The sequence below is a fragment of the Ruminococcus albus AD2013 genome (genome assembly GCF_000526775.1).
GTDB lineage: Bacteria > Bacillota > Clostridia > Oscillospirales > Ruminococcaceae > Hominimerdicola > Hominimerdicola alba_A.
In genome coordinates this window covers 348,169-374,391 of the sequence record NZ_JAGS01000001.1, presented here as the reverse complement: position 1 = coordinate 374,391, position 26,223 = coordinate 348,169, and the positions used below count along the sequence as shown (strand labels likewise).

Annotated in this window: 19 protein-coding genes and 2 tRNA genes; 10 read left to right on the top strand and 11 right to left on the bottom strand. The window is 41.1% G+C overall.

All coding sequences use genetic code 11. The features are described from left to right. The first annotated feature begins 2 nt into the window (after positions 1-2). Positions 3-419, top strand: a complete 417-nt coding sequence (locus N773_RS0101600; protein ID WP_024856131.1) for a hypothetical protein — start codon at positions 3-5, stop codon at positions 417-419. Between the two features lie 43 nt (positions 420-462). Here N773_RS0101600 and N773_RS0101595 read toward each other — a convergent pair whose 3' ends face one another. The 7 genes from N773_RS0101595 to N773_RS20965 all read right to left on the bottom strand — a co-directional run bounded on the left by N773_RS0101595 (position 463) and on the right by N773_RS20965 (position 9,152). Then, complete coding sequence (locus N773_RS0101595; RefSeq protein WP_024856130.1) at positions 463-3,120, bottom strand: TrlF family AAA-like ATPase; 2,658 nt, start codon at positions 3,118-3,120, stop codon at positions 463-465. 17 nt (positions 3,121-3,137) lie between these two features. Further along, positions 3,138-4,373 (bottom strand): McrC family protein, encoded by a 1,236-nt coding sequence (locus N773_RS0101590; protein WP_196231589.1) that lies wholly within the window; start codon positions 4,371-4,373, stop codon positions 3,138-3,140. Further along, complete coding sequence (locus tag N773_RS0101585) at positions 4,373-5,632, bottom strand: McrB family protein (RefSeq protein ID WP_024856128.1); 1,260 nt, start codon at positions 5,630-5,632, stop codon at positions 4,373-4,375. The genes N773_RS0101590 and N773_RS0101585 overlap by 1 nt, the downstream gene beginning before the upstream one ends. A gap of 6 nt (positions 5,633-5,638) precedes the next feature. After that, positions 5,639-6,388, bottom strand: a complete 750-nt coding sequence (locus N773_RS0101580) for a hypothetical protein (protein ID WP_024856127.1) — start codon at positions 6,386-6,388, stop codon at positions 5,639-5,641. A 62-nt stretch (positions 6,389-6,450) separates the two neighbouring features. Further along, a complete protein-coding gene (locus N773_RS0101575; protein WP_024856126.1) occupies positions 6,451-7,515 on the bottom strand; it encodes a DNA cytosine methyltransferase in 1,065 nt (354 codons plus the stop codon). Further along, the gene (locus N773_RS19540) at positions 7,502-8,242 is read right to left on the bottom strand and encodes a DNA-methyltransferase (RefSeq protein ID WP_024856125.1); all 741 of its coding nucleotides are present in this window, start codon (positions 8,240-8,242) and stop codon (positions 7,502-7,504) included. Before N773_RS19540 ends, N773_RS0101575 begins: the two co-directional genes overlap by 14 nt. Positions 8,243-8,444: 202 nt before the next feature. Continuing rightward, positions 8,445-9,152: a helix-turn-helix domain-containing protein gene (locus N773_RS20965; protein WP_024856124.1), complete on the bottom strand. Its 708-nt coding sequence runs from the start codon at positions 9,150-9,152 to the stop codon at positions 8,445-8,447. 193 nt (positions 9,153-9,345) lie between these two features. Here N773_RS20965 and N773_RS0101560 point away from each other — a divergent pair, with 193 nt between their 5' ends. The 5 genes from N773_RS0101560 to N773_RS0101535 all read left to right on the top strand — a co-directional run bounded on the left by N773_RS0101560 (position 9,346) and on the right by N773_RS0101535 (position 14,927). Beyond that, the gene (locus N773_RS0101560; RefSeq protein ID WP_024856123.1) at positions 9,346-10,791 is read left to right on the top strand and encodes a YfjI family protein; all 1,446 of its coding nucleotides are present in this window, start codon (positions 9,346-9,348) and stop codon (positions 10,789-10,791) included. Between the two features lie 250 nt (positions 10,792-11,041). Next, positions 11,042-11,224, top strand: a complete 183-nt coding sequence (locus tag N773_RS0101555; protein ID WP_024856122.1) for a hypothetical protein — start codon at positions 11,042-11,044, stop codon at positions 11,222-11,224. 505 nt (positions 11,225-11,729) lie between these two features. Then, positions 11,730-13,169, top strand: coding sequence for a plasmid recombination protein (locus N773_RS0101545; protein WP_024856121.1), 1,440 nt, complete (start codon positions 11,730-11,732; stop codon positions 13,167-13,169). 51 nt (positions 13,170-13,220) lie between these two features. Further along, entirely contained in the window at positions 13,221-13,514 is a 294-nt protein-coding gene (locus tag N773_RS0101540; RefSeq protein ID WP_024856120.1) for a helix-turn-helix domain-containing protein, read from the top strand. Between the two features lie 204 nt (positions 13,515-13,718). Further along, positions 13,719-14,927, top strand: a complete 1,209-nt coding sequence (locus N773_RS0101535; RefSeq protein WP_024856119.1) for a tyrosine-type recombinase/integrase — start codon at positions 13,719-13,721, stop codon at positions 14,925-14,927. Positions 14,928-15,011: 84 nt separating this feature from the next. Here N773_RS0101535 and N773_RS0101530 read toward each other — a convergent pair. Further along, a tRNA-Glu gene (locus tag N773_RS0101530) sits at positions 15,012-15,086 on the bottom strand. A gap of 20 nt (positions 15,087-15,106) precedes the next feature. Beyond that, positions 15,107-15,183 (bottom strand) — tRNA-Met (locus tag N773_RS0101525). 652 nt (positions 15,184-15,835) lie between these two features. Here N773_RS0101525 and N773_RS0101520 point away from each other — a divergent pair. From N773_RS0101520 to guaA, 3 genes are all read left to right on the top strand, one after another. Beyond that, the gene (locus tag N773_RS0101520) at positions 15,836-16,318 is read left to right on the top strand and encodes an RNA polymerase sigma factor (protein ID WP_024856118.1); all 483 of its coding nucleotides are present in this window, start codon (positions 15,836-15,838) and stop codon (positions 16,316-16,318) included. Between the two features lie 4 nt (positions 16,319-16,322). Continuing rightward, a complete protein-coding gene (locus N773_RS0101515; protein ID WP_024856117.1) occupies positions 16,323-17,765 on the top strand; it encodes a PASTA domain-containing protein in 1,443 nt (480 codons plus the stop codon). Positions 17,766-17,892: 127 nt separating this feature from the next. After that, positions 17,893-19,434: a glutamine-hydrolyzing GMP synthase gene (gene guaA, locus N773_RS0101510; RefSeq protein WP_024856116.1), complete on the top strand. Its 1,542-nt coding sequence runs from the start codon at positions 17,893-17,895 to the stop codon at positions 19,432-19,434. Positions 19,435-19,893: 459 nt separating this feature from the next. Here the strand turns inward: guaA and N773_RS0101505 are convergent, their stop codons facing one another. Together N773_RS0101505 and N773_RS0101500 are read right to left on the bottom strand one after the other, a co-directional pair. Then, on the bottom strand, positions 19,894-21,213 hold the full coding sequence (locus N773_RS0101505; RefSeq protein ID WP_024856115.1) for an RNA-guided endonuclease TnpB family protein: 1,320 nt from the start codon (positions 21,211-21,213) through the stop codon (positions 19,894-19,896). A gap of 75 nt (positions 21,214-21,288) precedes the next feature. Further along, positions 21,289-23,409 (bottom strand): metallophosphoesterase, encoded by a 2,121-nt coding sequence (locus N773_RS0101500; RefSeq protein WP_024856114.1) that lies wholly within the window; start codon positions 23,407-23,409, stop codon positions 21,289-21,291. 536 nt (positions 23,410-23,945) lie between these two features. On the opposite strand from N773_RS0101500, the gene N773_RS0101485 reads away from it, so the two are divergent. Then, entirely contained in the window at positions 23,946-26,216 is a 2,271-nt protein-coding gene (locus N773_RS0101485; RefSeq protein ID WP_024856113.1) for an ABC transporter ATP-binding protein, read from the top strand. Positions 26,217-26,223: the final 7 nt, after the last annotated feature.

The window sequence follows — 26,223 nt, the reverse complement described above, 5'->3', positions numbered from 1 at the left end:
GTATGAGCAGATACAAAAGCGAACAGACCGCATACAACTCCCTGAAAAAGAAATACGTTCCGCTGTGGCGACTGGACACCAACACCGTGACTGTCACCCATTTCAATGCTGACACTCAGACCGAGGAGAGCAAAACCTACCACACTGACTTCATCAGGTATCATCTTCATTTCTCTGACAGTCATTGCCCCGACAGGCTTCGCAGGCTTGTCAATAATGGTAGGATAATTCAGTACCTCGATGATATGGAACGAAAAGTCAGTGAAGCTATCTCCCGTCAGGTAGAGCTTTGGAAGAAAACTGATAATTATTATCAAACTGCTTTACTTGCAGGCGATAAGAAGGAGATAATAGGACTTGAAAATTGTTTTGAAAACATGGCTAGAGAAATTATTTTTGAATGCATGGTTTATATTTAATTGAGAGTGCCTGCTGTGCCATAAAGACACAGCAGGTATCATTTTAATAGGTATGATATTTTTCTTCTCTCTTTTTGAAAGCTGCTTCTCCACCTTCCATTATTTCACATATACCTGTGCGAATCAGCTTTTCTTCAATACATCCAGCCTTCTTCCTTCCTCTAAAATCGACTTTTCCCTTTTTGTTTCTTTCTAATATGATGATACCTTCTGCATCACCCAAAACAGGTATGTTAGGATTATGAGTAACAATTATGATTTGTCTTCTATTTTTCATTTCCCTGATTGATTTTACAACAAGATTATAAATCAAACTGTTGTCCAAATCGTCTTCAGGTTGGTCGATTATCAGAGGATTATCACCTATATTCAAAATAAGAGTTAATAAAGCTGCACATTTCTGTCCAGGAGAACCAGCATTAATATCAATTTCCTCAGTATCTTGTATGATTTTGATTTCAATCTTATCCTCTGGAATAACATTGACTAGGGAGGATAATGTTCCGTTTAGTGCCTTATCTTTCCATAGTGTGACAAATCTCGGTTGTAAGCTCAACTCTGCGCTTATATTGTTAATTATATTTTCTTCTGATGTTAGAATCGACAAAAGAAACGCCTTGTAGTTTTCATAGTTGTTTTCTTTGCAAAGGATATACTCCGATATTTTCATGAAATCTTCTTCAAATGTGGTTCTTCCGAATTCCTTTTGTAAGCAATTCTTCCATTTAACAATATTAGAAATAGGCATTATTGATATCTTAATGCCTTCTGTTTTGATTTCATCGATAGCGTCTTTACGTTTTTGAGTGAGTTCAAATAATTTTGAAACAAATTGATCAATCTGAGTTTTTAACTGTTCAAGGAGTATTTTACTTTGCTCCTGTAAAGCTTCTAGTTCAGTTTTACGCTGACGGTTTTCTTGTAGTCTATTCTGAATAGTTTGAATATTTTCTACTCCGGTTACTTTTACAGTATTAACTAACTCTAAGTATTCACTCTCTAACTCCAGTTTTTTATCATGAATATTGGCAGATTCAAATGTGTTAATTTGAGTATCAATTGTCTGTTGCTCGGTTAGTAATGTATCTATAATTGTATCACATGATTTTAGCAAACTATCGATTAAAATTATAGCATCTGCATTAAGCTTTTTATCATCTGATAGGCGTGCAAGTGTCAGCCCATATTCGTTGCTTTTTTGACGAAAAGAATCAATAATGGTTTGTAAGTATTGTTTGTAATTCAAAGCGTTTTTTCTTGTAAGCTTTATGCCTTGATCAATACATTCATATCTCTTTCTTTTTTCTTCTAGCCCACTTGCTTTAAATCGACTAAGTAATGACTCGTCTTTAGTTATTTCGGTTTTAATCGATGCTAAATCCTTGGTTTTCTTTACTATATCAAGATATTCAGAAGATAGTCTTAATAATTCAGATACCGCTTTGGATATTTCGTCTGTGGTTGAATAAAGCTTTGACTGAATAATCTCATCGATCATTTTAAGTAACGGACTTTTATCTGTAGAATCACTTTTTTCTTGATCAATTAGATTATAAATATCTTTCTGACCGTAAAAATCTATTTTAAACTCGGGAGGATTATCAACTTCTCCTGTCTCGTTTTCATATGTAAAACTCTTGTTTTTCTTCGATCTTATACACTTTACTCCGTATTTTTCGGTTGAACCAAAATCAAAGAACGTTTCAATTGTTCCACCCTCTTGTAGAGTATTGTCGATAAGGGCGCATTCTGACAAAAGTTTTGACGAATCAAGACCACATCTTATAGATTCAACTAATGTAGACTTTCCTGTTCCACGTCCTCCAACAATACAATTAAGATAAGGTGAGAATCTCATTTTAATATCTTCTATATGAGAGAATCCTGACAAATTTATTCCTTCCACATAATTATGGGTTATTGTATTAGGGTCATATTCAATCCCCATCTCCTGCAATTGTAAATAATTAATGCAACGGTGTTCGTAATCAAGAAACACTTGACGTAACCCTTCAAATGTGAGTTCAGACATTTTAACCCATGTAAAAGCCTTACCAAATCCTTCTATTGAATGAACACTGGCGTTTTTATCTGACGGATTATCCGATCCGGTAATCAATGCAGCTGGCAAAATAGCATCGTTTCTGACTTTATTATTATACTCACGAACGTCTTCGCTTGTACGCACTTCGATTGCTGGAAATGTAACAAATTCTTTATATTTTTTAATCTCGTTAATATTACTTTGTCCAAGTCCTTTTTCAGAAGCAAAGTGAGCTGGAATAACAAATATTTGTCCTCGTAATTCATTACATAGGCTTTTTAATTGGTCTTCCGTTATGCTTTTAGTGGTATCAGCCCAATCATCACGTTTTAATCCTAATGATATAACTGTATCTTCTATTCGTGTAACGCTTAATTTATCATCAAAAATAATGATCATATGGGTGAAATCTGCCGAAACGCACAATTCTATACCATAAAATACTTTTATGTCAACTTTAGAATCATCACTTTTTTGTATTTCGTCTATCTTGGAAATAAATCCCACCGAATTATGATCGGTTATAACAACAGCATCCAAGCCCGCATCTTTGGCTGCAGTAAGCCATTGAATAGGCGTAACACTTTTATCACCAAAACAATTGCTGGCAGGTGTATGAGTGTGAAAATCTATTTTATACCATTTGGCTAATGCCATAACAGTCACTTCCTGTCTTATAAGATATATTGGGGAAACTCATTCAAAAAAGTTCTCCATTCCAAACATTTCATTAAATCAATGGTTCTTATTTTGAGTGGTCTCTTAATGCCATTGCTATCAATGAAGTGGTAATCATCAATCATTCTCTTGTTATAAACTAAGGGATATAGCAATATTATCTCTCTCACTTTATCAATGCTTGTCGAGTAAGAGTTCATTTGATAAACGTCCGACTCTTTTGAAAAAGTTTTAGGAATCTTCCACTTTGTATCTATGACAGAATAACTATCATTATCAACTTTGATTGTTATATCCGGACGTAAAGCAATATGCTTTTTCCCATCTGAATCACGTTCCAACAAATAGTTGCCCCGCATTTGATATGATACTCGATTTTTATACACTATTCGTGTCACTCTGAAAATAAACAACTCGAATAAGGCATTCATATCAAAGAGCATCATGTTAATAGGCGTATTTCCTGCGTTAAGAGTGCTGAAAATGCTTTTGAGGAACAGCTTGCCGTAGGTATATGATTCCTCGGCGTTCTGATTAGTAGAGTTGAAAGTTATATCCTTTAGCAACGCTTTTTCTTTGTTTATTGTTGTAAAATCGGAAAATGTAGGGAGCAGATATTTAATACGACGTTTATTACATGGATCATTACTGACAATATTCATAGTGTTTAGACATAGCTTAAAAAACTGATTGATTTCATTGTCGGCAGTGAACATGGAATATCGGCACCAGAATTTTGCAGGCTTTAGGAGATTCCTACTAAACTGCTTGTTGAATACTATTGTACCCTTTACTCGGTTGATATTCTTTTCAATCTTTTTATATGAATGCCGTAATCCTTCTTGAACATATTTTTCAAGAGAGGATAAAAACGTATCTATCAATATCTCGATCAAAGAGTTTTTATCCAGTTTTGTTGAGCCAGGTATTTCTCTTGCTGATGGTTTTTGATGTGATACCAATATCATTCTTGTGAGAACTGTTCTTAACTGCTCTTCTGAAACAGAACCATATAGCTTGGGTAAGATTTCTATATTCAAATCACCTAAAGAGATTGTACCTACCCAATGCTGAGCGATCAGTTTTTTGAATCCCCATTTAAAGACAGGTTCTTCATCCATAATGATACTTTGAAGCGATATGGCATCTTCTTTTGAGATAGCATTCTTGGTTATATCTCTTTTATCTTTGATGTGGAGTTCATCATATTCTTTAATAACAATAGTATCCATCATTCATAAATATGCTTAATAATATCAGCGGTTATTGTTTCCTTTACATGGTAGTGCTTCTTATCATCAATCATATAATCGCCCATATAGGAGAAGAACGAATCTGCTTCAAGCGTTATATGTTCATAAATTGCATCATCACGCAACTCACCTGTATCGTCAAGATCATTAAACACAAGCTGTATTTTTTGAATGTCATCAAAGAAGTATTCCTCTAGCAATGGAATAACAGAATTTCTTAAAGCATTGGCTATATCTTCTGCGTTTGTAACGCCAATAAACAGAGCGTGTCCGAGAAGATGCTGAGAATCAAGGAGTAACTCGATTCTGTTGTTGAGTGTGTTGAATAGCTTGATCAAATCAACGCCTTCTATATTACTTGCATCTATGCCCCTTAATTCAAGTTCGCTTGCTATAATATCCGCATCTGGAAGCATCGGCTCAAATTTAAACCTTCTTCTTAATGCTATATCAATTTGATCAATTGACCTGTCTGCGGTATTCATAGTTCCATAAATACTGATGTTTGATGGAACAGTGAAAACAGTTTTGGAATAAGGCAGAACAGCCGATAACGCTCCTGTTTCTCCTGCACGTTTATCAAGTTCAATCAAGCTGATAAGCTCTCCAAAAATCTCCGATATGTTTCCACGATTGATTTCATCAATAAAGAAAGCATATTCCTTTTCAGGATGCTGTTCAGCTTCCTCACACATTAACTTAAACACGCCGGGCTTTGGAGAATAATCAATAGAATTTGTCGCTTTTACATACTCAGGGCGTATTCCTTCAATAAAGTCTTCATAAGAATATGATTGATGAAATGTAACAAAGTTGTATCGCTTTGAAATTTTGGCACTATCAATGAATGTTTTTACAAAATCAGGACGAGCCTGCTGAACTCTGAAAAAGTCCACATACCATTCATTGGTGTTCATGTTCTTAAAAATTCTTGGTTGTTCTCTAAGGTCAGGAATGGGAGCAGGCAAAGTATTATGTTTTTCAAGTACAGAAGCTGCATTTACAGATACGCCAAGCTTTAATGAGTCAATCTTATGCTGAATTTCAGAAGTTTTCATTCTTCCATTGTTCTGTAAAAGAACCAATGTAACTAAAATCCAATCTTTTGAATCCTTATGATATGCGTCAGCAATCTGCTTATCATCAATTATATAGTCTATATATTTATTCATCAAAGACTGCAATCTGTATGTTTTCCCCGTTCCAGGAGGACCGTACAATATGATATTCTTAGCCATTTTCTTTTACCTCGATAAATACTTCAATCCAGATAGAAATGAACTTCCGTCTGCAACATTAGCTGATCCATATTTTGACATATAAACAGATTTCATATGTTCAATCTTAGCAGGAGAAATATAACCTATTCCTCTCATATAATCCTCAACATTTTTTATTCTTAGCTGGGGTTTTCTTGGGTTGCCGCCTTCTAAACGATCTCTGGCTGTGTTATAATTACATAGTAATCCATAGCTTTTGAACACATCAAATAAAAAACTACCTATATCATCGTTAGGACAATCCAGAGCAAGGTATCGAATAAGCCCCTTTTGAATACTTATATCAGGAGTACCTCTTCCATCAATAACTCCAAGAATAAATGCTTTCTTAATATCATCATCAGAAGATAATAATGCTGTTTTGAAATTAGGAATTTCAGTACAAAGGTCGGTTAATCCTGTTGATTCAAAGAAAGTGCTAAATCCAGGCAGACGGTTTTTTCCAGAATCAAAAGGTGTACCCTTAATATTATCTTTCATAACAGTATATCCGCCTACTTTGCTACCGATCACACAGACATGATCATAGTGTTCCGTTGTCTGTGTTTGTGTTGAATACTGCGGATTATATCTGACAGGAGCTGCCCAGTATAGCCTTCCGTTAGAAGATACGCTTTCATTGGCAGCATAGATACCACCAAGAAAGTAGGCAAGCTCTTTGGTAAGATATTTAGTGCTTGTTTTAATTCCTGCATTATAGATCTGTAAAGCCATAGATTTCTTCCTTTCTGGAATCAAAATAAGGCAGAGTTGTTATCTACCTTATTTGTAATCCTTTAATTTTTCATATCCGAAATAATTGCTTTTGCAATAGCCTGAGCTAATAAAGGCGGAACGGCATTCCCTACTTGTTTCATTTGAGAAGTCTTAGTACCATAAAATATAAAAGTATCAGGAAAAGACTGTATTCTTGCTGCTTCTCTCACAGTAATAGCCCTATTAAGATATGGGTGCATAAACTTTCCTGATGCAGGAGTGTCAAATCTTGTTGTAATAGTTACTGATATATCCTCAGCGTCCATACGTTCCCAAGTACCGCTATAAATCGACTTAGTAATATGTTCCGCAGGCAAATATTCTTTTCCACCTTTCGGAGGTATCATAGCCATACGTTCTAATGCTACTTTAGCGTGATTTGTTGCAACATGATTATATAACGATGTTGATCCTTTTCGCAGTAGTTTCTGATAATCCGATTCAGGTGTAAATCTATATTCTGATATTTCAGTTCCTTCGCCTGAATTGAGATAATTTAGATCGCTGATAGCATCCCATATTGTTGTTTTTATTTCTGACGCTTTTGGCATCGCAACAGGAGATGCCCCTGCTTTCTTTCCGATAATAACAGCTCTATGTCGGCTTTGTGGCACACCAAAATCAGCTGCACATAATACCTGAGCATTGATAATATAACCTAACTCGGTAAACATTGCTGTGAGTTCATTCTGAAAGTAACCATTTTCGGCAGTTAAAAGGTTAGGAACATTTTCCATGACGAAATAACGAGGAGATACTTCTTTGACTACCTCAACAAAATATTTGAATAAAAAATTTCGAGGATCATTAATAGTTTTTCTTTGCCCTTTTTGTGAGTAACCTTGACAAGGTGGGCCGCCTACACATAAATCAACAGTCCCTTTGAATTGCTTGAAAGTATCGTGAATAGGCAACTTTGTAATATCTTCGATAATCATATTAGGATTGTTACGATTTTTGATATATGCCTGAGCAATAGACTTATCATATTCATTTGCAAGAACAACATCAAACCCCATTTGTTCAAAACCAAGAGATAGCCCACCAACTCCGGCAAATAAATCTATCATTTTATATGTTCCCATGATATAACACCTGCGCTATTCTCTCTTTTGTTATTCTGCAATATTCTTCATTGATTTCTGAACCTATAAAATTTCTGCCGTTTTGTAGAGCAGCTACACCTGAACTGCCACTTCCGCAGAAAGGATCAAAAACGGTATCATTTTCGTTTGTAAGGATTTTTACAAACGTATCTAAAAGCTGAACAGGCTTCTGTGTCGGATGCTTTCCGCACTTTTTTTCTCCAGAAGGGGTAACTGATGTTTCAAAGAAATCGTGGATTGCTTTTCCGTCGTTGTTAAATGTTCCTGTATGCTTTTTGTATGTAAAATAAATCCAGGCTTCCGTTGAATTTATAAAATGCAAGTTCATATTACGGGGCATAGGATTTTTTTTATGCCATATACCTGTGGTTTTATAATAAAAGCCGTGCTTTTCAGCAAGTCGAATTATTGTTTCAACTTTAATAATAGACATAAACATTATTACTGAGCTACTCTCTTTAACTACTCGTGACAACTCAGCGAAAAATAAATCCATTTCCTTTTCCCAATCCGCAAACTCCAAATCATCCCAGCCAGCAGCACCAAAAAAGTTTTCACGCATTGCTTTTAGGTTTGTGGCTCTGTTCTGCATAAACAACCCTAAATTATAAGGCGGATCAGTAAGAACCAAATCAACTGATTTTGACTCCATATCTCGCATTGCATCAAGGCAGCTTTTATTGTAAAGCACAAAACGGCTATTCATTGTGTTCCTCCACTGTATATGCTTAAATATCTTTATTTCTCTTACATAACTTTAATACTTTATTATACCATTTTTCGGGTTGATTGTCAAGATTTCGAGAACAGTTTTGGTAACCTTCGTAGTTAACTTTGAACCCACTGGAATCAAAGTCCCTCTCAAAAAGAAAAGAGCCAAGTAGCAAATGCTCCTCAGCTCCATAGCCTTATTCAATCCCCGTAAACATAACCTGATAACTAAGCCCCGTAAACTCCCTGAGAAAGTCCATATCCGAGAAGTTCAGTCCGTAGTTATGCGTCTTGCCACTATCCTTACCCGTGTAGAGATACTCCATCTTCTCCTGATCGAGATGCTCGGTGCGGAGAGCTTCACGGTCAAATCCTTTTTCTTTCAGGTGATATAGCACGATGCGTGAAAGCTGCACCTGCACGATGCGATAGCTCTCGGTGTCGGCACAGTGGTCTAGAATGCCCAGAATATCGAATATCGTTTCGGTATCTTTCAGGTGGTCGGTATCGTACTCGGCTTCGGGAAGATACTCGATATACTTATCATTGTTCAGGAACTGCACCGTACAATTCACATAAGGAATGATCTTGAGCTGCATTTCCAGGCTGATCTCACTTCCACGTCGCAGGCTCACCCACCGCTGAGACAGGGAGCTTACCGACTTGAATACACTTCTTTTCTTGTTTGCCTGCGGAATGATCGGCGTATCGTCCTCGTTTATCAGGTAATCTATCGGAACATCGAAGTATTCTGCTATTCTCGTTATCATGTCGAGGTTCGGCATACCGTCATTCACCCATTTGGTGACGGTCGCAGCCGAAATGCCCAGCTCGGTGGCTAACGCTCTCGGCTTCAAACCGTGTTCATCACATAATTCATTATATTTTCTCCAAAAGATGGTCATTTTGTGTCCCTCCAATTTGTGCAAAAAGCAGAACTTAACTCATTCTGATTATTTTTACTTGACAAATGCTACTTAGGTAGCATATAATATGATTTAGAGATTGAAACGTGTTATTTCATTTCATATTATAGCACATCAAATGCAATCTGTCAAGATAAATAAAGAAAAAATAACAGACAAAGGAAAAGACAACATGAATACTATTCAATGGGGAGAACCCCGACCGTTTCGGCAGAGTGCGGACGATATCCCTTTTCCGCTCGATGCGTTGCCGAGTGTTCTACGAAATATGGCGCAGGCGATCTCGGTCACGACTTCCACCGACGTGGGAATGGCAGGGACAGCGATGCTCTCAGCCGTGGGCTACTGTTTCACAGGTCTGTATCGGCTTGCGGGCAAGGCAGACCATACCGAACCGCCTGTGCTGTATTCGATCATCATAGCACAGCCTTCTGAAAGAAAAAGTCCTGTGATGCACTTCATCAAAGCTCCGTTCGACAGCTTTGAGAGCAAGTACAACAAAGACCACCGTGAGGAAATGTACAAGGCACAGCAGGACGTTAAGGCTCTGGAAGCCCGTGTGAAGGCTATGGAGAAAGAGGACAAGCCTGACACCGCCGCAATTGCAAAGCTCCGTGTGCAGGCGGATAATATTCGCAACACAAATCCTATCCGTATCGCCGTTGACGATATAACCCCCGAATCCCTTGTGATTGAGCTGAGTGAGAATGATTCTCTGCTGATGATCTCAGACGAAGCAGGAATGCTCAGTAACTTCAACGGCAAGTACAACGGCGGTATTCCGAACCTTGACCTGCTTCTGAAATCGTGGAATGGTGAGAAGTACATCTGCAACAGAGTTATCCGAGGGCGAACGGAAATTCCCCGTCCTTATCTTTCTGTTGCACTCGCAGGTCAGCCATATATCTGGGACAACATGATGAACGATACCGCTTTCAGGTCAAGTGGACTTATCGCACGTTTCGTTCCCTGCTTTGCAAAAAGCGATGTAGGAAAACGGCGATATGATACCGCACCTATATCAAAAGAGGTCAGGGAGCAATATCACGATTTCATTCATCAGCTCCTGAAAGGAAAGAAAGATCATAATGGTGAGGAAACGATACTGCACCTGTCCCGTCATGCTTCCGAGGAGTATATCAAATACTGCAATAACTATATCGAAAAAGAGATCAAGGAATCCATGTGCTGCTGTCAGGACTGGGGTGGAAAGTTTCACGGACTGATACTTCGGATAGCCTGTATTCTTCATTGTGCCGACTGCTGTTCCAGAGGTGTTGAGCCGTCCGATGAAAGCGTGAATCATGATACGCTTGTGAGGTCGTTCAGCATAGCCCACTACTACCGCTATCAGGCGATTTACGGTTTCAGCGTGAATGCTCCCGACGGGAACATTGTCAAGGCTGAGAAGATCATCCAGATTATCAAGACAAAGAACATCAAACAGGGCTTGAAGTCCGACCTCTATCACGCCTGCCGATGCAATCTTTTCCCAACGGCAAAGGATTTCTATTCGGCTCTTGATACCCTCGCTGAATACGGCTATGTCGCCTACGAAGATGTGACCGCCGCCAACAACAAAAAGGCTCAGATGGTCTATGTTAATCCCCATATCTGATTTCACCGGATTTTGTGGATTTTGGGAGCTTGACTTTTGAAATAGCGATATAGCTTTCTTTTCAGGCGACAGAGGTAAATGTTGCTTGCTGTTGGTTGATGTTCTTTGAACTCAATCTGTACATCTTTGAAGGAAAGGTTATAGACATTTTTGTCCGCAACTCCAGCTATGAGTGCTGAAATCCTATTGGACTTTTTGTCCATTAGGGCATCGGTAATATCAACATTTTTATGGAAAGGTGGTGAGGAATATGGTCGATATGGAAAAGGTTGAAACGCTGACTTCTCTGCTTGAAGAAAGAAGCGGTCTTGATATTCGTGAAGCTGTTGCTCGCAACATTCACTATCTCAACGGTTATGAGAGCTTTCTCTATAAAAACGAGATAGAGTATCTGCTCGAAACTCTCGGTGTCGAGGAGGAGCTTCCGTTCTAAAATCGGGACTGGCAATTATTCATTTTTGAATAATAGTTTGTAAGAAAAATCAGCATTGGCTTTCGCTCATTTTCGAGATTTAGGTTTTGAAAAAATCATCATTTTTGAAATGTCGATTTTCAAAAAATGTAATGCGGATTTTTGAATAAATGCGCCCACATTTTCGGCTGCTCCGACAGCCATTCTTCTCCCGTAAGGGATAGCCCCGCAGGGCGGAGTAGTTCTTGTGGCGGTCTAATGCTGCCGCAAGTACTACGGAGTTACAAGCGGCGCACTCGCCCTTTGTAAGAGGTGCTTCGCACCCTTTTGCTTGCCGATATACTTATCGTTGCAAGCTCTCTCATAAGCCCATCAGGGGCGTTCATCATATCACAGGTGGTGAGCCTCGTGATATGATTCTTCTTCCGCATCAGCGGTCAATTTGAAAGGTGGTGATGCCTATGTTTTGATGATTGGATTTCGTAGATAGAGAGAAGTAAATCCAATGAAAAAAGAAAGGCGAACTATGAAAGAAAAGAGAATATCTTTCGGTCAGGGACACGGTTCTCTGGCTCACAATAACAGGGAGTTTATGGCGGCGAATGTTGACCCTCTCCGCACTCCCAACAATATCACTTTCGTGTGTCAGCCGATAGCCGAAGCATACGATCAGCTTTTCAAGGAATCCACCGTGCGTTATAATGCCCGGCAGAAAAGAAATGATCGCAAGATCGGTGACTACTATGAACACCTTTTCGGCTGCAAGCCCTGCAACACGGTCAAGGTAAATGCTCTCGACCAAAAGAGCTTTTATGAAGTGGTGGTGCAGATAGGCAAGCGTGAGGATTCGGGCATTGGAACAGAGGACGAACATCTCGTTGCAGATTGCCTGAAAGAGTACATGGAAGGATTCCAGAAACGCAATCCCAACTTCTACATTTTTAACGCCGTCCTGCACATGGACGAAGCGACTCCGCACCTGCACTATGACTACATTCCTGTCGGGCATTATAAGCGAGGTCAGGACGTTCAGAATGGCATTGCCCAGGCTCTCAAAGAGATGGGCTACGGCACAGGAAAGCAGGCTATTGCCCGTTGGAGAGCTGCCGAAATTGAGGTGCTGAATAAGATATGTCTTGAACACGGTATCAAGCCCCTTGCCCCCGAAAAGGCAAGAGGTACACTTGAAGTCGAGGAGTACAAGGAACAGCGCCGACAGGCTGACGAGCTGGCACTTCAAAATGTCCAGGTCGAAGCTCAGATTGCTGTGAAAAAAGCGGTGCTTTCAACGACTGAAACTCAGCTCGAAGAACAGCAGAAGCTCCTCGGTGATACGCAGGAGCAAGTCCGTGAAGCGACTGCCGACCTTATGGAACAGACACGGAAAATTGAGGACGGCGAAACGGAGCTGTCCGAAATGATCGATAAGGTCGAAAAGAAGAAGCAGGAGTATCAGAGGATAGAGAAGAACGCTAACGATATTCTCAACCTTATCCCCAGTTATGAGAAGGACGATCAGGCGGAGCGTGACTTTGAGCTAATTCAAACTACGCTCGGTGGTCTTACTCGCAATGCTATGGCTGCAATGAAGAACAGGGACGAGATCAATGTTCAGGTCGGGGAGCTTTGCAAGATACTGAAAAAAGCCCTGAACAAAGTCCACAAGTACAGCATAACGATAGGCGAACAGCGGCAGCTTCTTCATAAGATCGAAAAGCTCAATGATGAGCTTACTGATAAGAACAAGAGCCTGTACTCTCGCAACCGTGAATTATCTGCTGATAACAACACACTGAAAAAGAAATATGATACAGTGATAGCTGTATATCGTAAGGTCGAGAGCATTGCTCCCGAAGCTATTACACAGGCGAAGATGCTTGTTGAAGCCGAAAGGCAGAGGGAACAGGAACTGCAACAGTTAGAAGCTCAGTCCCGCAAAAAGAAAAAATCGTGGGGCTTAGAATAAACATATACAACAAGATAGAAAGCAGGGGAAGTACCTGCTATGGAGGTCACTATGACAACAAACAGAAAAAACGAGCTTATCGCTCAGCTCGTAAATATCCTGAGCGAACTTATCGAATCCAATGATTCCGAACAGGTGGCTGAGGTCAAGTCCGATGCCGTGGAGATGCTGACCGTCAAGGAATGTACCGAAGCGGTTAGAGGACTGTCTGAACACACCGTCCGCAAGCTGATAAAGCAGGGAAAACTGCCGTATCTGAGGACGGGCGATGGCGTGAACGGCAAGATGCTTATCAACAAGGCTGATCTGCTCGCCTACTTCAACGGACAGACAACAAACAGATAAGTCTGTACGCTGAGAACGGCGATTTTACGCAGTTTGAACGTCAACAGACAGAAAATCCACAAACACCATAGAACAAAGGACATAGATTTGGGCATACTCCTTAAAAAGATAGAAAAAACTCTTGACAAAAGCCCGATAGTGCGCTAACATTAGAGTAACAGGAGTATGCCATAAAATCTATGTTGACAGAAAGGGAATCAACTTATGGCTACGATAAGAAAAAGAGGAAACTCCTATCAGATCAGAGTTTCCTGCGGATATGATACATCAGGTAATCAGGTGGTTCAGACTATGACCTGGAAGCCTGCGGACGGTATGAACAAGAAGCAGATCGAGAAAGAGCTTCAGAAGCAGGCGATACTGTTTGAGGACAAGTGCATGAAAGGTCAGGTCACTGCGAACATCAAGTTTCAGGACTTCGCTGAACAGTGGTTTGAGGAATATGCGAAACTCAACCTCAGAAATACGTCCTATGAGCGTATGAAACAGCTCACGGTGAGGGTGTATCCTGCGATCGGACACCTCCGACTTGACAAGATCACCAGCCGTCATATCCAGCAGTTTATCAACGATCTGGCACTTAACGGCAAGAGCCTGAAAAACGGCAGACCGCTGTCGAGAAAGACAGCCGTTCATCACCTTAGTTTCATCAGCGATGTGTTCGCTTACGCTGTAAAGATGGAAATGCTCACCGACAACCCCTGCAAGCGTGTTACCGTTCCGAAGGGTGAGAAGAAGGAGAAGGACATCTACACTTTGGAAGAAGTCGCACAGCTCTTTCAGCTCCTTGAAACCGCACCTCTGAAATACCGCACTTTCTTTACTTTGGCGATATACAGCGGATTCCGCCGTGGAGAAATGCTCGGACTTGAATGGAAGGACATCGACTGGGAGCATAATGTTATCAGCGTCCGCAGGACAAGCAATTACACCGCTTCTAAAGGCATTTACACCGATACCACCAAAACAAAGAAGTCTCAGCGTTCGCTGAAATTTCCTCAGAGCGTCATGGACTTGCTCCGTGAGTATAAAGCGGAACAGGACGAGGAGCGTATAAAGCTCGGCACGAAATGGCAGGACTATGACCGCCTGTTCGTGAAGTGGGACGGCAGACCGATGAACAACAATACACCGTATTTCTGGCTCAAAGAATTCTGTGAAGATAACAATTTCCGTTTCTGTGATATACACTCCTTGCGACACTTCTATGCCTCGGCTCTCATCAATGAGGGCGTGGACGCAGCTACCGTGTCGGGAGCGTTAGGTCACTCAACGATAACTACCACGACTTCTATCTACTGTCATGTGTTCAATCAGGCTCAGGCGAGAGCAGGAGATGCTATCGCATCGGTGCTTGACTTCAAGAAGCACGACACGGACAACGGCTCCAAAGGACAGCCTAAAGCTGTATAAAGGACAAGTAAAGGACAGAAGCCGTCACGGGATAAAAAAAGAACTCAGAAATGGCGATTTAACGTCATTCCTGAGCCTTGTGTGTGGTGACCCGTACGGGAATTGAACCCATGATTACGCCGTGAAAGGGCGTCGTCTTAACCTCTTGACCAACGGGCCATATTTTTACGGGAGATAAGTGGTGGCGGTAACTGGATTTGAACCGGTGACACCCTGGGTATGAACCAAGTGCTCTAGCCAACTGAGCTATACCGCCGTTTTTGTTATCTCCCGTAACGACTTGTTTATTATACACCAAATACACGCAGTTGTCAATAGTTTTTCAAGAAAAAATTCAGCTTTGTATACTTATACTATTTTACTACACTTTTTTTATTATTTTTGTGTTTTAAATTCAAAAGTATACAAGTTCAGACGATAATTTGCCTTTGAAGTACTGTTTCCTGAGTATTTTTTCTCCATATATCTGCTTTGAGCATCATTATTATTGAAAATAATTCTTTAAAGATGATCTATTTCCTGATAAATAGGTCTTCTTTTTTCTTTTATATAGTAATAGAATAATCATCAAACGATGACTGCGCTGTTTTGTTCATAAAATTTCAGCCAATACAATCGATAATGTTTTTCTTGATAATAGTATCATGATGTGATATAATTAATGCCGGTACACCTTGCAGACATAGTATGAGGATTTACTGATCTGTCATTTAAATTATCTGTCTGATTAGATTTGACTTTCAGATGTAATTTGTATTGTATCGGCTGATGTTTTGGAATTCTGAAAATCCCCTGCCGAATGATGCTGTGAGGTGCTTCAAAAAAATTTTCAAATAACGCAATCAGAAACCAATGACATTCGTTTTATAAGTGAAAGCTTTCGTAATTACCCGCGGGGAGGTGAGGATATGACGATGAGCATTGACGAAGTGGTGGATAATTTTGCAGACCATATCTACCGTGCAGCCTATGCATATCTCGGTGATGCGCATGAGGCTGAAGACGTTGTCAGCGATGTGCTGATGAAATACTTTTCGGTTTGTGAGTCACTTGATATCAATTCGGCGGAACATCTTAAAGCTTGGCTGCTTCGCACGGCGATAAACCGATGCAAGGATATAAGAAAGTCGTTCAGGTGGAAGCGGACAACCGCTCTTGAAGATGTACATAAAACGGATTTCGGCTGGACGGAAGCCGAACTGGATGTGAAACGGGCGGTAGATAAGCTTCCCGACAAATACAAAGCCATCGTTTATCTTTACTATTATGAGGAGTACAAAACAGAGGAGATAGCACGTATACTCAGCCTGCCGAAAGGAACTGTTGTATCGCGGCTGAAAAGGGCGCGTGACAGGCTGAAAGATGTGCTTTCGGATTACGGAGAGGAGTGAGCCTATGAGCGCGATAAAGGATTTGTACGGCAAGACAAAGCTTTCCGATGAAAAAAAAGCCGAGCTTAAGACTGCGCTCGGTCAGCAATTCCCTCAGTACGCAAGTATAGCGGATAAAACGGAGGTCATTGGAATGAACGATAATACTATAAAAGAAAACAGCGGGCGCATAAAGATTCGCAGCAAGCTGAGAACAAGCGCAGTAATCGCGGCGGCGGCTGTTGTGGCTGTGATAGGCGGAATGAAACTGGCGAGAGATCAGTACATCGAAAGATCACTGATACAGCCCGCAGGTCAGGAAGAGGATAATTATACAACAGACAGAGAAGATTCTGTAAAAGAAGATTATTCACCTCAAGAGGGCTATATCGCAGATGCTGATAAGACAATTCGCGGAAATACAAAAACTATATTCAACTCAGCGTGTGAAGCATATGCTGATCTTATCGATAGTACAGGCGATGAACTTGTTCTCGGCGAAGAAAAGATGATAACTCCAGAAATGGTCAGAAAGTCACGTGAGACGAAGATAGTACACGAAAATGGAAAATGCTCAGCTCTCGAATTTGCAGCCGCTATGGACAAGAATATATATGGATCGTTGGATGAAGATTTAACACAATATGATTTTGCGGTGGACTTCATGTATGATGAAAGCGGCACAAAAGTCGTAGGTATAAACTATGTATACATCTACCTTGACCCAGAACACAAAAGCTTTACCACATACCCGCCATACGGTGCAAATGGCGGTATAACAGAAAATGGCATCACAAGAAGATTCAGCTATGATAGTTCATGTGCAAAGAAGCTGTATGAAGAAACCGAAGCGGCTATCAAGCACTACAACGAAAACGGCGAATACTTTACGATAGACAGTATAAACATGACTGCCGCTTCAAATGAATACGGTTATCTGACTGATGATTACGTGAGAAATGACATAGTAGAAGACGATGAAATGAGATTTTCACGTGCTCTTCTTAACGAGGACAGCATGACTATGCAGCTGCGCAAAGACGGAAATAATTTCGTTATTAAATTCACACATGACAGCAGCGGTAATGTAAACGGTGTGGATAGAGTATTTGTTCAGGTATTCAAAGATGGAGCTGATGAAAACGGTAAACAAAAGAGCAAGCGCTATGTTTATCCCGATGAAAACAACACCGCCAGATCACAAGACGATCAGCTGATGCCAAATGTTACGGGAATGAATTTATACGATGCCTTAGACGTTTTGAACGGGTACGATTTTGATTATTCTTATAAATATGTATATGATCCAGATCAACCCGAAGAAACAGTAATATCAACTACCCCAAAAGCAGGAACAGATATTTCTGACTTAAAGCATATCGAGCTCGAATTTACTACAAGGTACAAAGTTGCAGATGATCCTCGATCAGAACTTGAAACCGAGCAAAAGAGCAAAACAGAACAATAAAACGTCATATACAGATACCGCTATCACCTGTGAACCCCATTTTAAAAAATTAACATTATACCACTTGCAAACAGGCAGGCTATGTGATATAATTAAAATATATTTTTTAAGGAAAGAGGTTTGCGCTATGACCAATGAATATGTTCTCATACTTGACTTCGGCGGACAGTACAACCAGCTCATCGCAAGACGTGTGCGTGAATGTAACGTTTACTGCGAAGTCAAGCCGTATAACAAGATCGGCATAGATGAAATAAAAAAGCTCTCCCCAAAGGGCATTATCTTCACGGGCGGCCCTCAGAGCGTTTACGGTGAAGATGCACCCAGCGTTCCGAAGGAGATATTTGAACTTGGCATACCCGTACTGGGCATATGCTACGGTTCTCAGCTGATGGCTCATGTACTGGGCGGCAAGGTCGAGACCTGTAAGGTATCAGAATACGGAAAAACAGAAACTATCTATGATAAGTCCTGTACCCTTTTCGCCGATGCTGAGATACCCGGCAGTGCAATAAGCTGGATGAGCCACACTGATTTCATATCAGAAGTTCCCGAGGGATTCAAGATCGCGGCGCACACTTCTAACTGCCCCTGTGCCGCTATGTACAACGAGGATAAGAAGCTGTATGCAGTACAGTTCCACCCCGAGGTAAATCATACTCAGTTCGGCGTTAAGATGCTCAACAGCTTCCTCAAAGATGTATGCTGCTGCACTGGCGACTGGACTATGGAGAACTATGCTGAAAAGTCTATTAAGGAGATACGCGAGAAAGTCGGCAGCGGCAAGGTACTGCTGGCACTTTCGGGCGGCGTTGACAGTTCTGTACTGGCAGCACTGCTTTCAAAGGCTATCGGCAGACAGCTCACCTGTATATTCGTCGATCACGGCTTTATGAGAAAGAACGAGGGCGACGAGGTCGAAGCTGCGTTCAAGGACTGGGATATCAATTTCGTCCGCGTAAATGCCAAAGAGCAGTTCATGGGCAAGCTGAGAGGTGTTTCAGACCCCGAAACAAAGCGCAAGACCATCGGCGAAGAATTCATAAGAGTATTTGAAGCCGAAGCTAAGAAGATAGGCAAAGTAGATTTCCTTGCACAGGGCACCATTTATCCCGATGTTATCGAGAGCGGTGCGGGCGATGCGGCAGTCATCAAGAGCCATCACAATGTCGGCGGACTTCCCGATCACGTTGATTTCAAGGAGATCATCGAACCTCTGAGAATGCTGTTCAAGGACGAGACAAGAAAGCTTGGTCAGGAACTGGGTCTCAGCGAGACACTGGTATGGAGACAGCCTTTCCCCGGTCCCGGTCTTGCAATTAGAATAATAGGCGAGATAACTGACGAAAAGCTGGAGATACTCCAGGACGCTGACTGGATATTCCGCGAGGAGATCGCAAATGCAGGTCTTGACAGGAGCATAAATCAGTACTTCGCAGTGCTTACCAACAACCGTTCGGTAGGCGTTATGGGCGATTTCCGTACCTACGATTACACACTGGCGCTCAGGGCTGTTGAGACCACCGATTTCATGACAGCCGAATTCAGCCGTATCCCCTATGAGGTACTCGAAGTTGCTTCCCGCAGGATAGTTAATGAGGTAAAAAATATCAACAGAGTATGCTATGATATTACTACAAAGCCGCCTGCTACTATTGAGTGGGAATAATCATGTAACAATAAATACTAAAGAGCTGATCAGAAATGGTCAGCTCTTTTTGATAAATATATGGTTGATAAATCGCAGTATGCCTGAGCATACAGATTGCAACACCCGCCAAAGCCGCCATTGCAAAGCGCAATGAGCTCGCAGTATGCCTGAGCATACAGATTGCAACAACGCAAGGCAGAGAGCATAAAGGCTTATCTGGACTCGCAGTATGCCTGAGCATACAGATTGCAACCAGGCAGTAAGCCGTCTACAAGGTCAGCCACGGACTCGCAGTATGCCTGAGCATACAGATTGCAACTGCAAAAATACACAAGCATAACTGAATACATGGATTGAATATGTATTGTTTTAACCTTATCGAGTGTATCTGATGCTGAATAAGATTCAGACTTACTCATACTTTCTCGATTTACGGACGCCGAGCCGCCCGAAAAAGTGCGAATTATCAAGAATTTATCAGTTCACATCAGTTTCGCACTTCGATGACAGATCACTTTCGATGATCTTGTCAATATCCTTAATGCCTATATTCTGGCTGGCATTATAATCGGCATTTTCCTCAAATCCGCATTTCAAGCATACAAAAGATGATTGTGTTTTCCGGTTTTCTTTATCGATATGACCGCATTTGCTGCACCTTTGGCTCGAGTACTTCGGATCGATATAAACTATTTTTATGCCTTTTTCTTTTGCTTTATATTCAATTTTAGTTTGAAGATCATAATATGACCAGTTCTTCAAAAAGCGATCTGATTCAGCCGTAATCCCGGACAGATCTTCCATTTGGATCGTTCCGCATTCTTTTTTTACAGCATAATCGATAAGCGCACGACTGTATTTGTGATTTACCGTATCACGGAATCTTGCAATTCTATCCTCTATTGAATATACAGGCTTATTTCTTGTTTTGACCCCGTGACCTATACGTCCATCTCCACAATTTTTGCCTTGTTTTAGCAGAGAAAGTTTTCTTGATTCTACTCGACGGCGAAACTCTTCTATTTCTCCGCCATGTATCGTAAATCTTTGCAGATCGCCGTAGACCGACGCACATATCGGATAATGTATGCCAAGATCAACACCAAGTATTCTATTGGGATCAAGATTATTTGCATTATCAGGTTCAAAAGCATAGACCAAATTCAAAAACCATTGCTTCTTTTTCTTATTATAAATAAGTTTGCTTGCACTTATTCCGTAAATCTGATCAACACATCGTTCCAAAATAGTACGAGTAGACTTATCACGCACAATTACCTTGAAACATATCTCGGTATTCTTGTAGCCCAACCGCTTAAATGCATGACGGTTAAGCAATTTAAGGAAAACAAAAAAATCATTATCTTTGTATTCCACACGAATTGACTTGTTATGAAGATCAAGTGGCTGATTAGATTTATAATTTATAATTGATTTTGTTCCTTTTAAAAATTCGCTTTTTGAATTTTTGAACTCAGCACACACCGTCTGTGTCGTAGTAGAACAGTTTGCAGAATACAGATCGTTTCCGACTTTAAATTTATCATTGACAAATCCACCGAGAGTATAATTCAATACATCTTTTTCCTTTGGATATTCGTGATTTTCTTTATAATAATCACTCGAAAAATTACTGTATTCCCAACAATACTGAATGGTTTTATTTTTGATTTCTCTTGTTTGCGCCTGCAGCTGCCAAAGAAGTTTGTAAACATCTGAATAATCCACAGGATTGCCATCTTTATCAAAGTGTTCGCAGATCAATGCTAATCTAACGACCTTATTCATTGGTTTCATCACCCCGCCTTCTATATCATTTAACTTATCATATATATTATATCACAGGAATTTGAATATGTCAATCAGACTATACTAAGTTATAGACTCCAGCGGTATCTGTTCCAGATCCCAGGAGCTGTCGGAGTGAATTGTTATCAGTTCAGCACCGCGCTGTTTAGTCTCTTTGGCTATGCCCGGCATCGCAAGATAGTCGATACTCATGCCGTATGTCAGGCGAATACCCTTGTATTCAAGTGATGCGTTGTTGTAGTGGTCGTGACCGCAGAACATTCCCGTTGTGCTTCCAAGTTCCACTGCTGTATCGAACAGCTTGCTGGGATATTCGGAACAGCACACAAGGTCATTGGTGACACCGCCGTGATCGCCGGGATTGTCGCCGAAGAAGTGTTTCACCTCGTCACTGCCTTCAAGATAAAGCTCCGTTGCGGTCTTGTATTCCTGTAACGGGATATGGAAAAATAACAGCGAATCAACGGTATGTCCCGCTTCAGCGTTCATGCGCTCGACTTCCTCAGCATACCATCTCACCTGATCGTCATGGATAAAATCGTATTCATTTAAACCATCGGCCGTGTATGCGTTGGAGTCTATCAGAAACAGACCTGTGTTCAGGGAACCATCGGAGTTGCGAAGCTCGATAAGCTGATTGTTCCTGCCCATGATATCAGGCTGAACATATGGATAAAGGAGATTTGCGGAAGTTTTATAGGATAATGACTTGTATACCTCGTTTAGTTCTTTTTTGTTAAGCGTTGACGTACTCTCTGTATCATGGTTGCCGTAGGTAAACGCCCACGGGATACCTGTATTACGCATAAAAGCCGCAAACTGGTGAACAGGGGCTGAGTTGTTAAGCGACATGGACATTATGCCCATAGGGAAACACATATCCCCCGTGACTATCACAAGATCCGGATGTGTATGTTCGATCTCGGCATAACAAGCGCGGAGAGCTTTCAGATCTTCGGGGTATGAGTACAGACTTCCGCCGATATGGATATCCGTCAGGTGAAGAATTTTGAAATCATCGGTGGTCTTGGTTATAGTATAGATACCTGTATCTTCATCATAGCTGATCTTATGAGTGTTATGCTGTACCACGGGCACTGAATTGATATAGGTCTGAGTGTACCACCTGTCGCGCTTTAAAAATGTAAATCCTACGACTGCGATAACGGCAGATGTGGCCAAAGATATCCTCAGCTTGTTCACCACGATGTTCTCATAAGTGATCTTTTTTCTCAAGGTCAGATCATATATGAGTATGGATATCCCGAACAGAACACCGGCAACAGGTAAAATATTCAAAGGATATATGACCTTGTCAGCGACCATTATCGTGAAAACTGTTGCGCTTATCCAGTATACGGCAGAGAAAATCGCTATTCCTCTGGTGTGATTTTCGTACTGCTTATGGTCGGGCATTTTGATGCGCCTTCTGAATATCCTCAGACAGAGGTTATTTTTAAAAACGAGGAACACCGGTATCTCTACAGCTATACTGTTTTTGAATGCAGTTTCATTTAACTCGGTGGGTTTTGAATTGCTGTAAGTATAGAAAAAGATCTCTGAAAGAAGTATTATAAATATCATCGCATACATCAGAGCGATACTGTTCAGCAGACGCTTTAAATACTTATCACTTCGGCTTCGCAGGAATTTATAGGCATCGGTGTCATACTTATTTCCATCAGCCGATCTCTCAGTTCTGAGAAAATGTTTGAATGGTATAAACGCGCACAAAAGCCAGAATGAGATAAATCCGATATCCCCTACAACATAACGGCGTCGCACTGCAAGGTCATGTATCAGCCAGAAGATCATCAAAAGCGCTCCCGACAGGAATGCCGCTACAAGATATGACCTTATGCGCTGTTTACGTATCTCTCTTTTTATCGTCGGGAGAGCGAGCGCTTCACCCTCTTTTCGCCATTTATCAGCACTGTCAGCAGGATATCCTGCAAGTTCTGCCATCTGCGAAAGTTTTCCGAATTTTCCAAGCAGTTCTTCAAGTGCTTCGTCCTCGTGCTTGTCAGCTTTTATCTTATCAAATTCAGTATTGAGTGCTATTTCTATCTTAAGCTGAGCTTCATTGACTTCATCTGAATACGAGATATCATCGAACATCATATCGACAACAGCCTTGATCTTGCGGTTGAGCTGAGTATCAACAGAGTTTTTTTTCTTGCCCATAGGCGGACTTCCTTTCATTTTATGCGGATAACAGAATTTCAGATAATTATTTTATTCATATAATATATACATAAAATTCTTTGCTTATACATATATTATATCAACATATTTGCTGCGTGTCAAGCGGCTGATATATTATTATTATGCCAACAATTTTGTACACATGATATTACTCATAATATCTCACGGCTATCTCTTTAACACTCCGCCACAAAGTACTATATAACAATTAATCTGGTGTGCCTGCGGGATAACCAGAAAATATTTTCCAAAAGCCCTTGACAAAGATAAATTTTTCGTATATAATTAATGACATGATTTTACAGATCTGAAATTTAAAGAAAGGAGTGTTTTTGATAATGAATAAGAAAATAAACAACAATGTTTTCAAAAGAAATTTGGTCACAGCAAAACGCTCCGCGGAGACAGATTTATAATGTTTCACTGTCTTATATACGGCGTTTATGCCCCTGACCAGCTTTTGGTCGGGGGATTTTTTGTGCCATTTTTTGAAAAAGAGAAAGGAGTGAACTGAAATGGAATACTTTGATGTGATGCCGGATCCTGTAAAAAATGAACTCGTCAAGCGCGGAGTATTTACCGATAAGCTGCTGTACTGCGTTAAATCAGATCTAGATGCAGAGGGTAATTATATCGATGTATACCTGACATTCACCACAGAAACACTGTCTGCCATTTCGGGGTATGAAGAATTCGGGAAACTGAAGCGGGGAGAAAAACGTCCCGTGCTGATGGATTTCAAGACCTGCGGATATGAAGAATATCCTCTCGCCGATATAAAAAAGATCTATGTTGACAGATATGCAAATGCAGCCAGACTGATGCTTGTTCCTGCCAATGGTGAGGAATTCCCCATAGCGAGATTTTCTCTGGGATTTTCAGACAAGTTTGAAAAATTTTCCGAAAGAGTTAACAAGACCATCACCAACGAACCCATAGACGATTCTCTGCTTGAAGGTAAACATACTCACTGTCCCATATGCGGAGAACCTTACCCCGATCCTAACAAACCAGTCTGTCCGAATTGTGTTGACAGGCGCTCGACTTTCCGACGACTTTTAAAACTTTTCGGGGAGTTCAAGGGTTCTGTTGCGCTGATACTTCTGACGATACTGCTAAGCAATGTAATGGCAGTTCTGACCCCTGTATTCGGTACAAAAATGCTTTACGACGACATACTGAAAGAAGACGGAAAGCATTACGGTCAGCTTGGTCTGATGGTAGGTATCGTACTTTCCATAGATATACTATCCCTTATCATGAGGGTGGTATCGGGTGTGATTACTTCAAGGACTGTACCCAAGGTGGCGCACAGACTTCGTATAAGGATATTCAGTTCGATGGAAAAACTCTCCCTTGATTTTTTCACAGGCAAGCAAACGGGTTCACTGATGTCCAGAGTTGACCGTGACAGCATGAACATATACTGGTTCTTTACGGATATAGTACCTTTCGGTCTGACCAACGTAGTAAAACTGCTGGGCATAACCGTTATCATGCTGACTTTATCACCTGTGCTTTCCATAGGGCTTATACTGGCTATACTATTTATAATTATAGTGCAGTCGAGGTTTTATAGATCACAGAGAAAGCTGTACCGCAAATTCGATGTGGCAACACGCTCGGCAAACTCGGTACTTTCAGATGCGATGAACGGTCAGCGCGTGGTAAAAGCTTTTGCAAACGAAAGTCTCGAAGCGGAACGATATTCAAAAAAGAACAGCGCGGCTTTCATGATAAACAGCAATATCAATTCCCGCATTGCGGGTACTATTCCGCTGATATGGACATTCTACCGCATATTCAGCAAGCTTTTCTTCTACATAGGAGCAGTGATGGTCATAAGGGGACATCTTCTTTTAGGTTCGCTGACTGCACTTGTTTCCTACACGGAGCTTGCTTATGAGCCTATAAATTTCTTCACATGGATAGGCGACCGCTGGGCAAGGTGCATGGATGCGGCATCCCGAATGTTTGAGATAACCGATGCTCTGCCCTCAGTAAAAGAAGCCGATGACCCTGTCCGTATGGAAAAAATGAGGGGAGATATCGAGCTTAAAAACGTAACATTTGAGTACGAAGCAGGACATCCGATAATAAAGGACATCAGCCTGAAAGTCGAATCGGGAAAGATGTACGGCATCGTCGGAAAGACCGGTGCGGGAAAATCCACCATAATAAATCTTATGGCAAGGCTTTACGATGTTACGGGCGGCGAGATACTTATAGACGGTGTTAATGTGCGGAATATCGCTTTTGAAGACCTGCGGCGCTGCATAGGGATAGTTTCGCAGGAAACTTATCTTTTCATGGGTTCTATTGCGGACAATATCAGATATTCCGACCCGAATGTCCCGATGGAGGAGGTCATCTCCGCAGCAAAGGCTGCCAACGCTCACGACTTCATAATGAAACTTCCCGATGGTTACGATACTAAAGTCGGAGAGGGCGGAGTATCCCTTTCGGGGGGAGAAAAACAGCGTATCTCCATAGCAAGGGCTATAATACAGCGCCCCGATATACTTATACTGGACGAAGCGACTGCTTCAATGGATACCCGAACCGAACGCAGGATACAGGCGGCAATAGATAACCTGAAAGCGGGCAGAACGATAATCTCCATAGCCCACAGGCTGTCTACTCTCCGTGATGCGGATATGCTGTGCGTGATAGAGAACGGTGAATTGAAAGAAAAAGGAACACATGATGAACTCATCGCAAAGAAAGGCAAGTATTTTGAGCTGTACAAAATGCAGTTTGAAGCTCTGGGATTCATCAACAACTAAGGAGGCA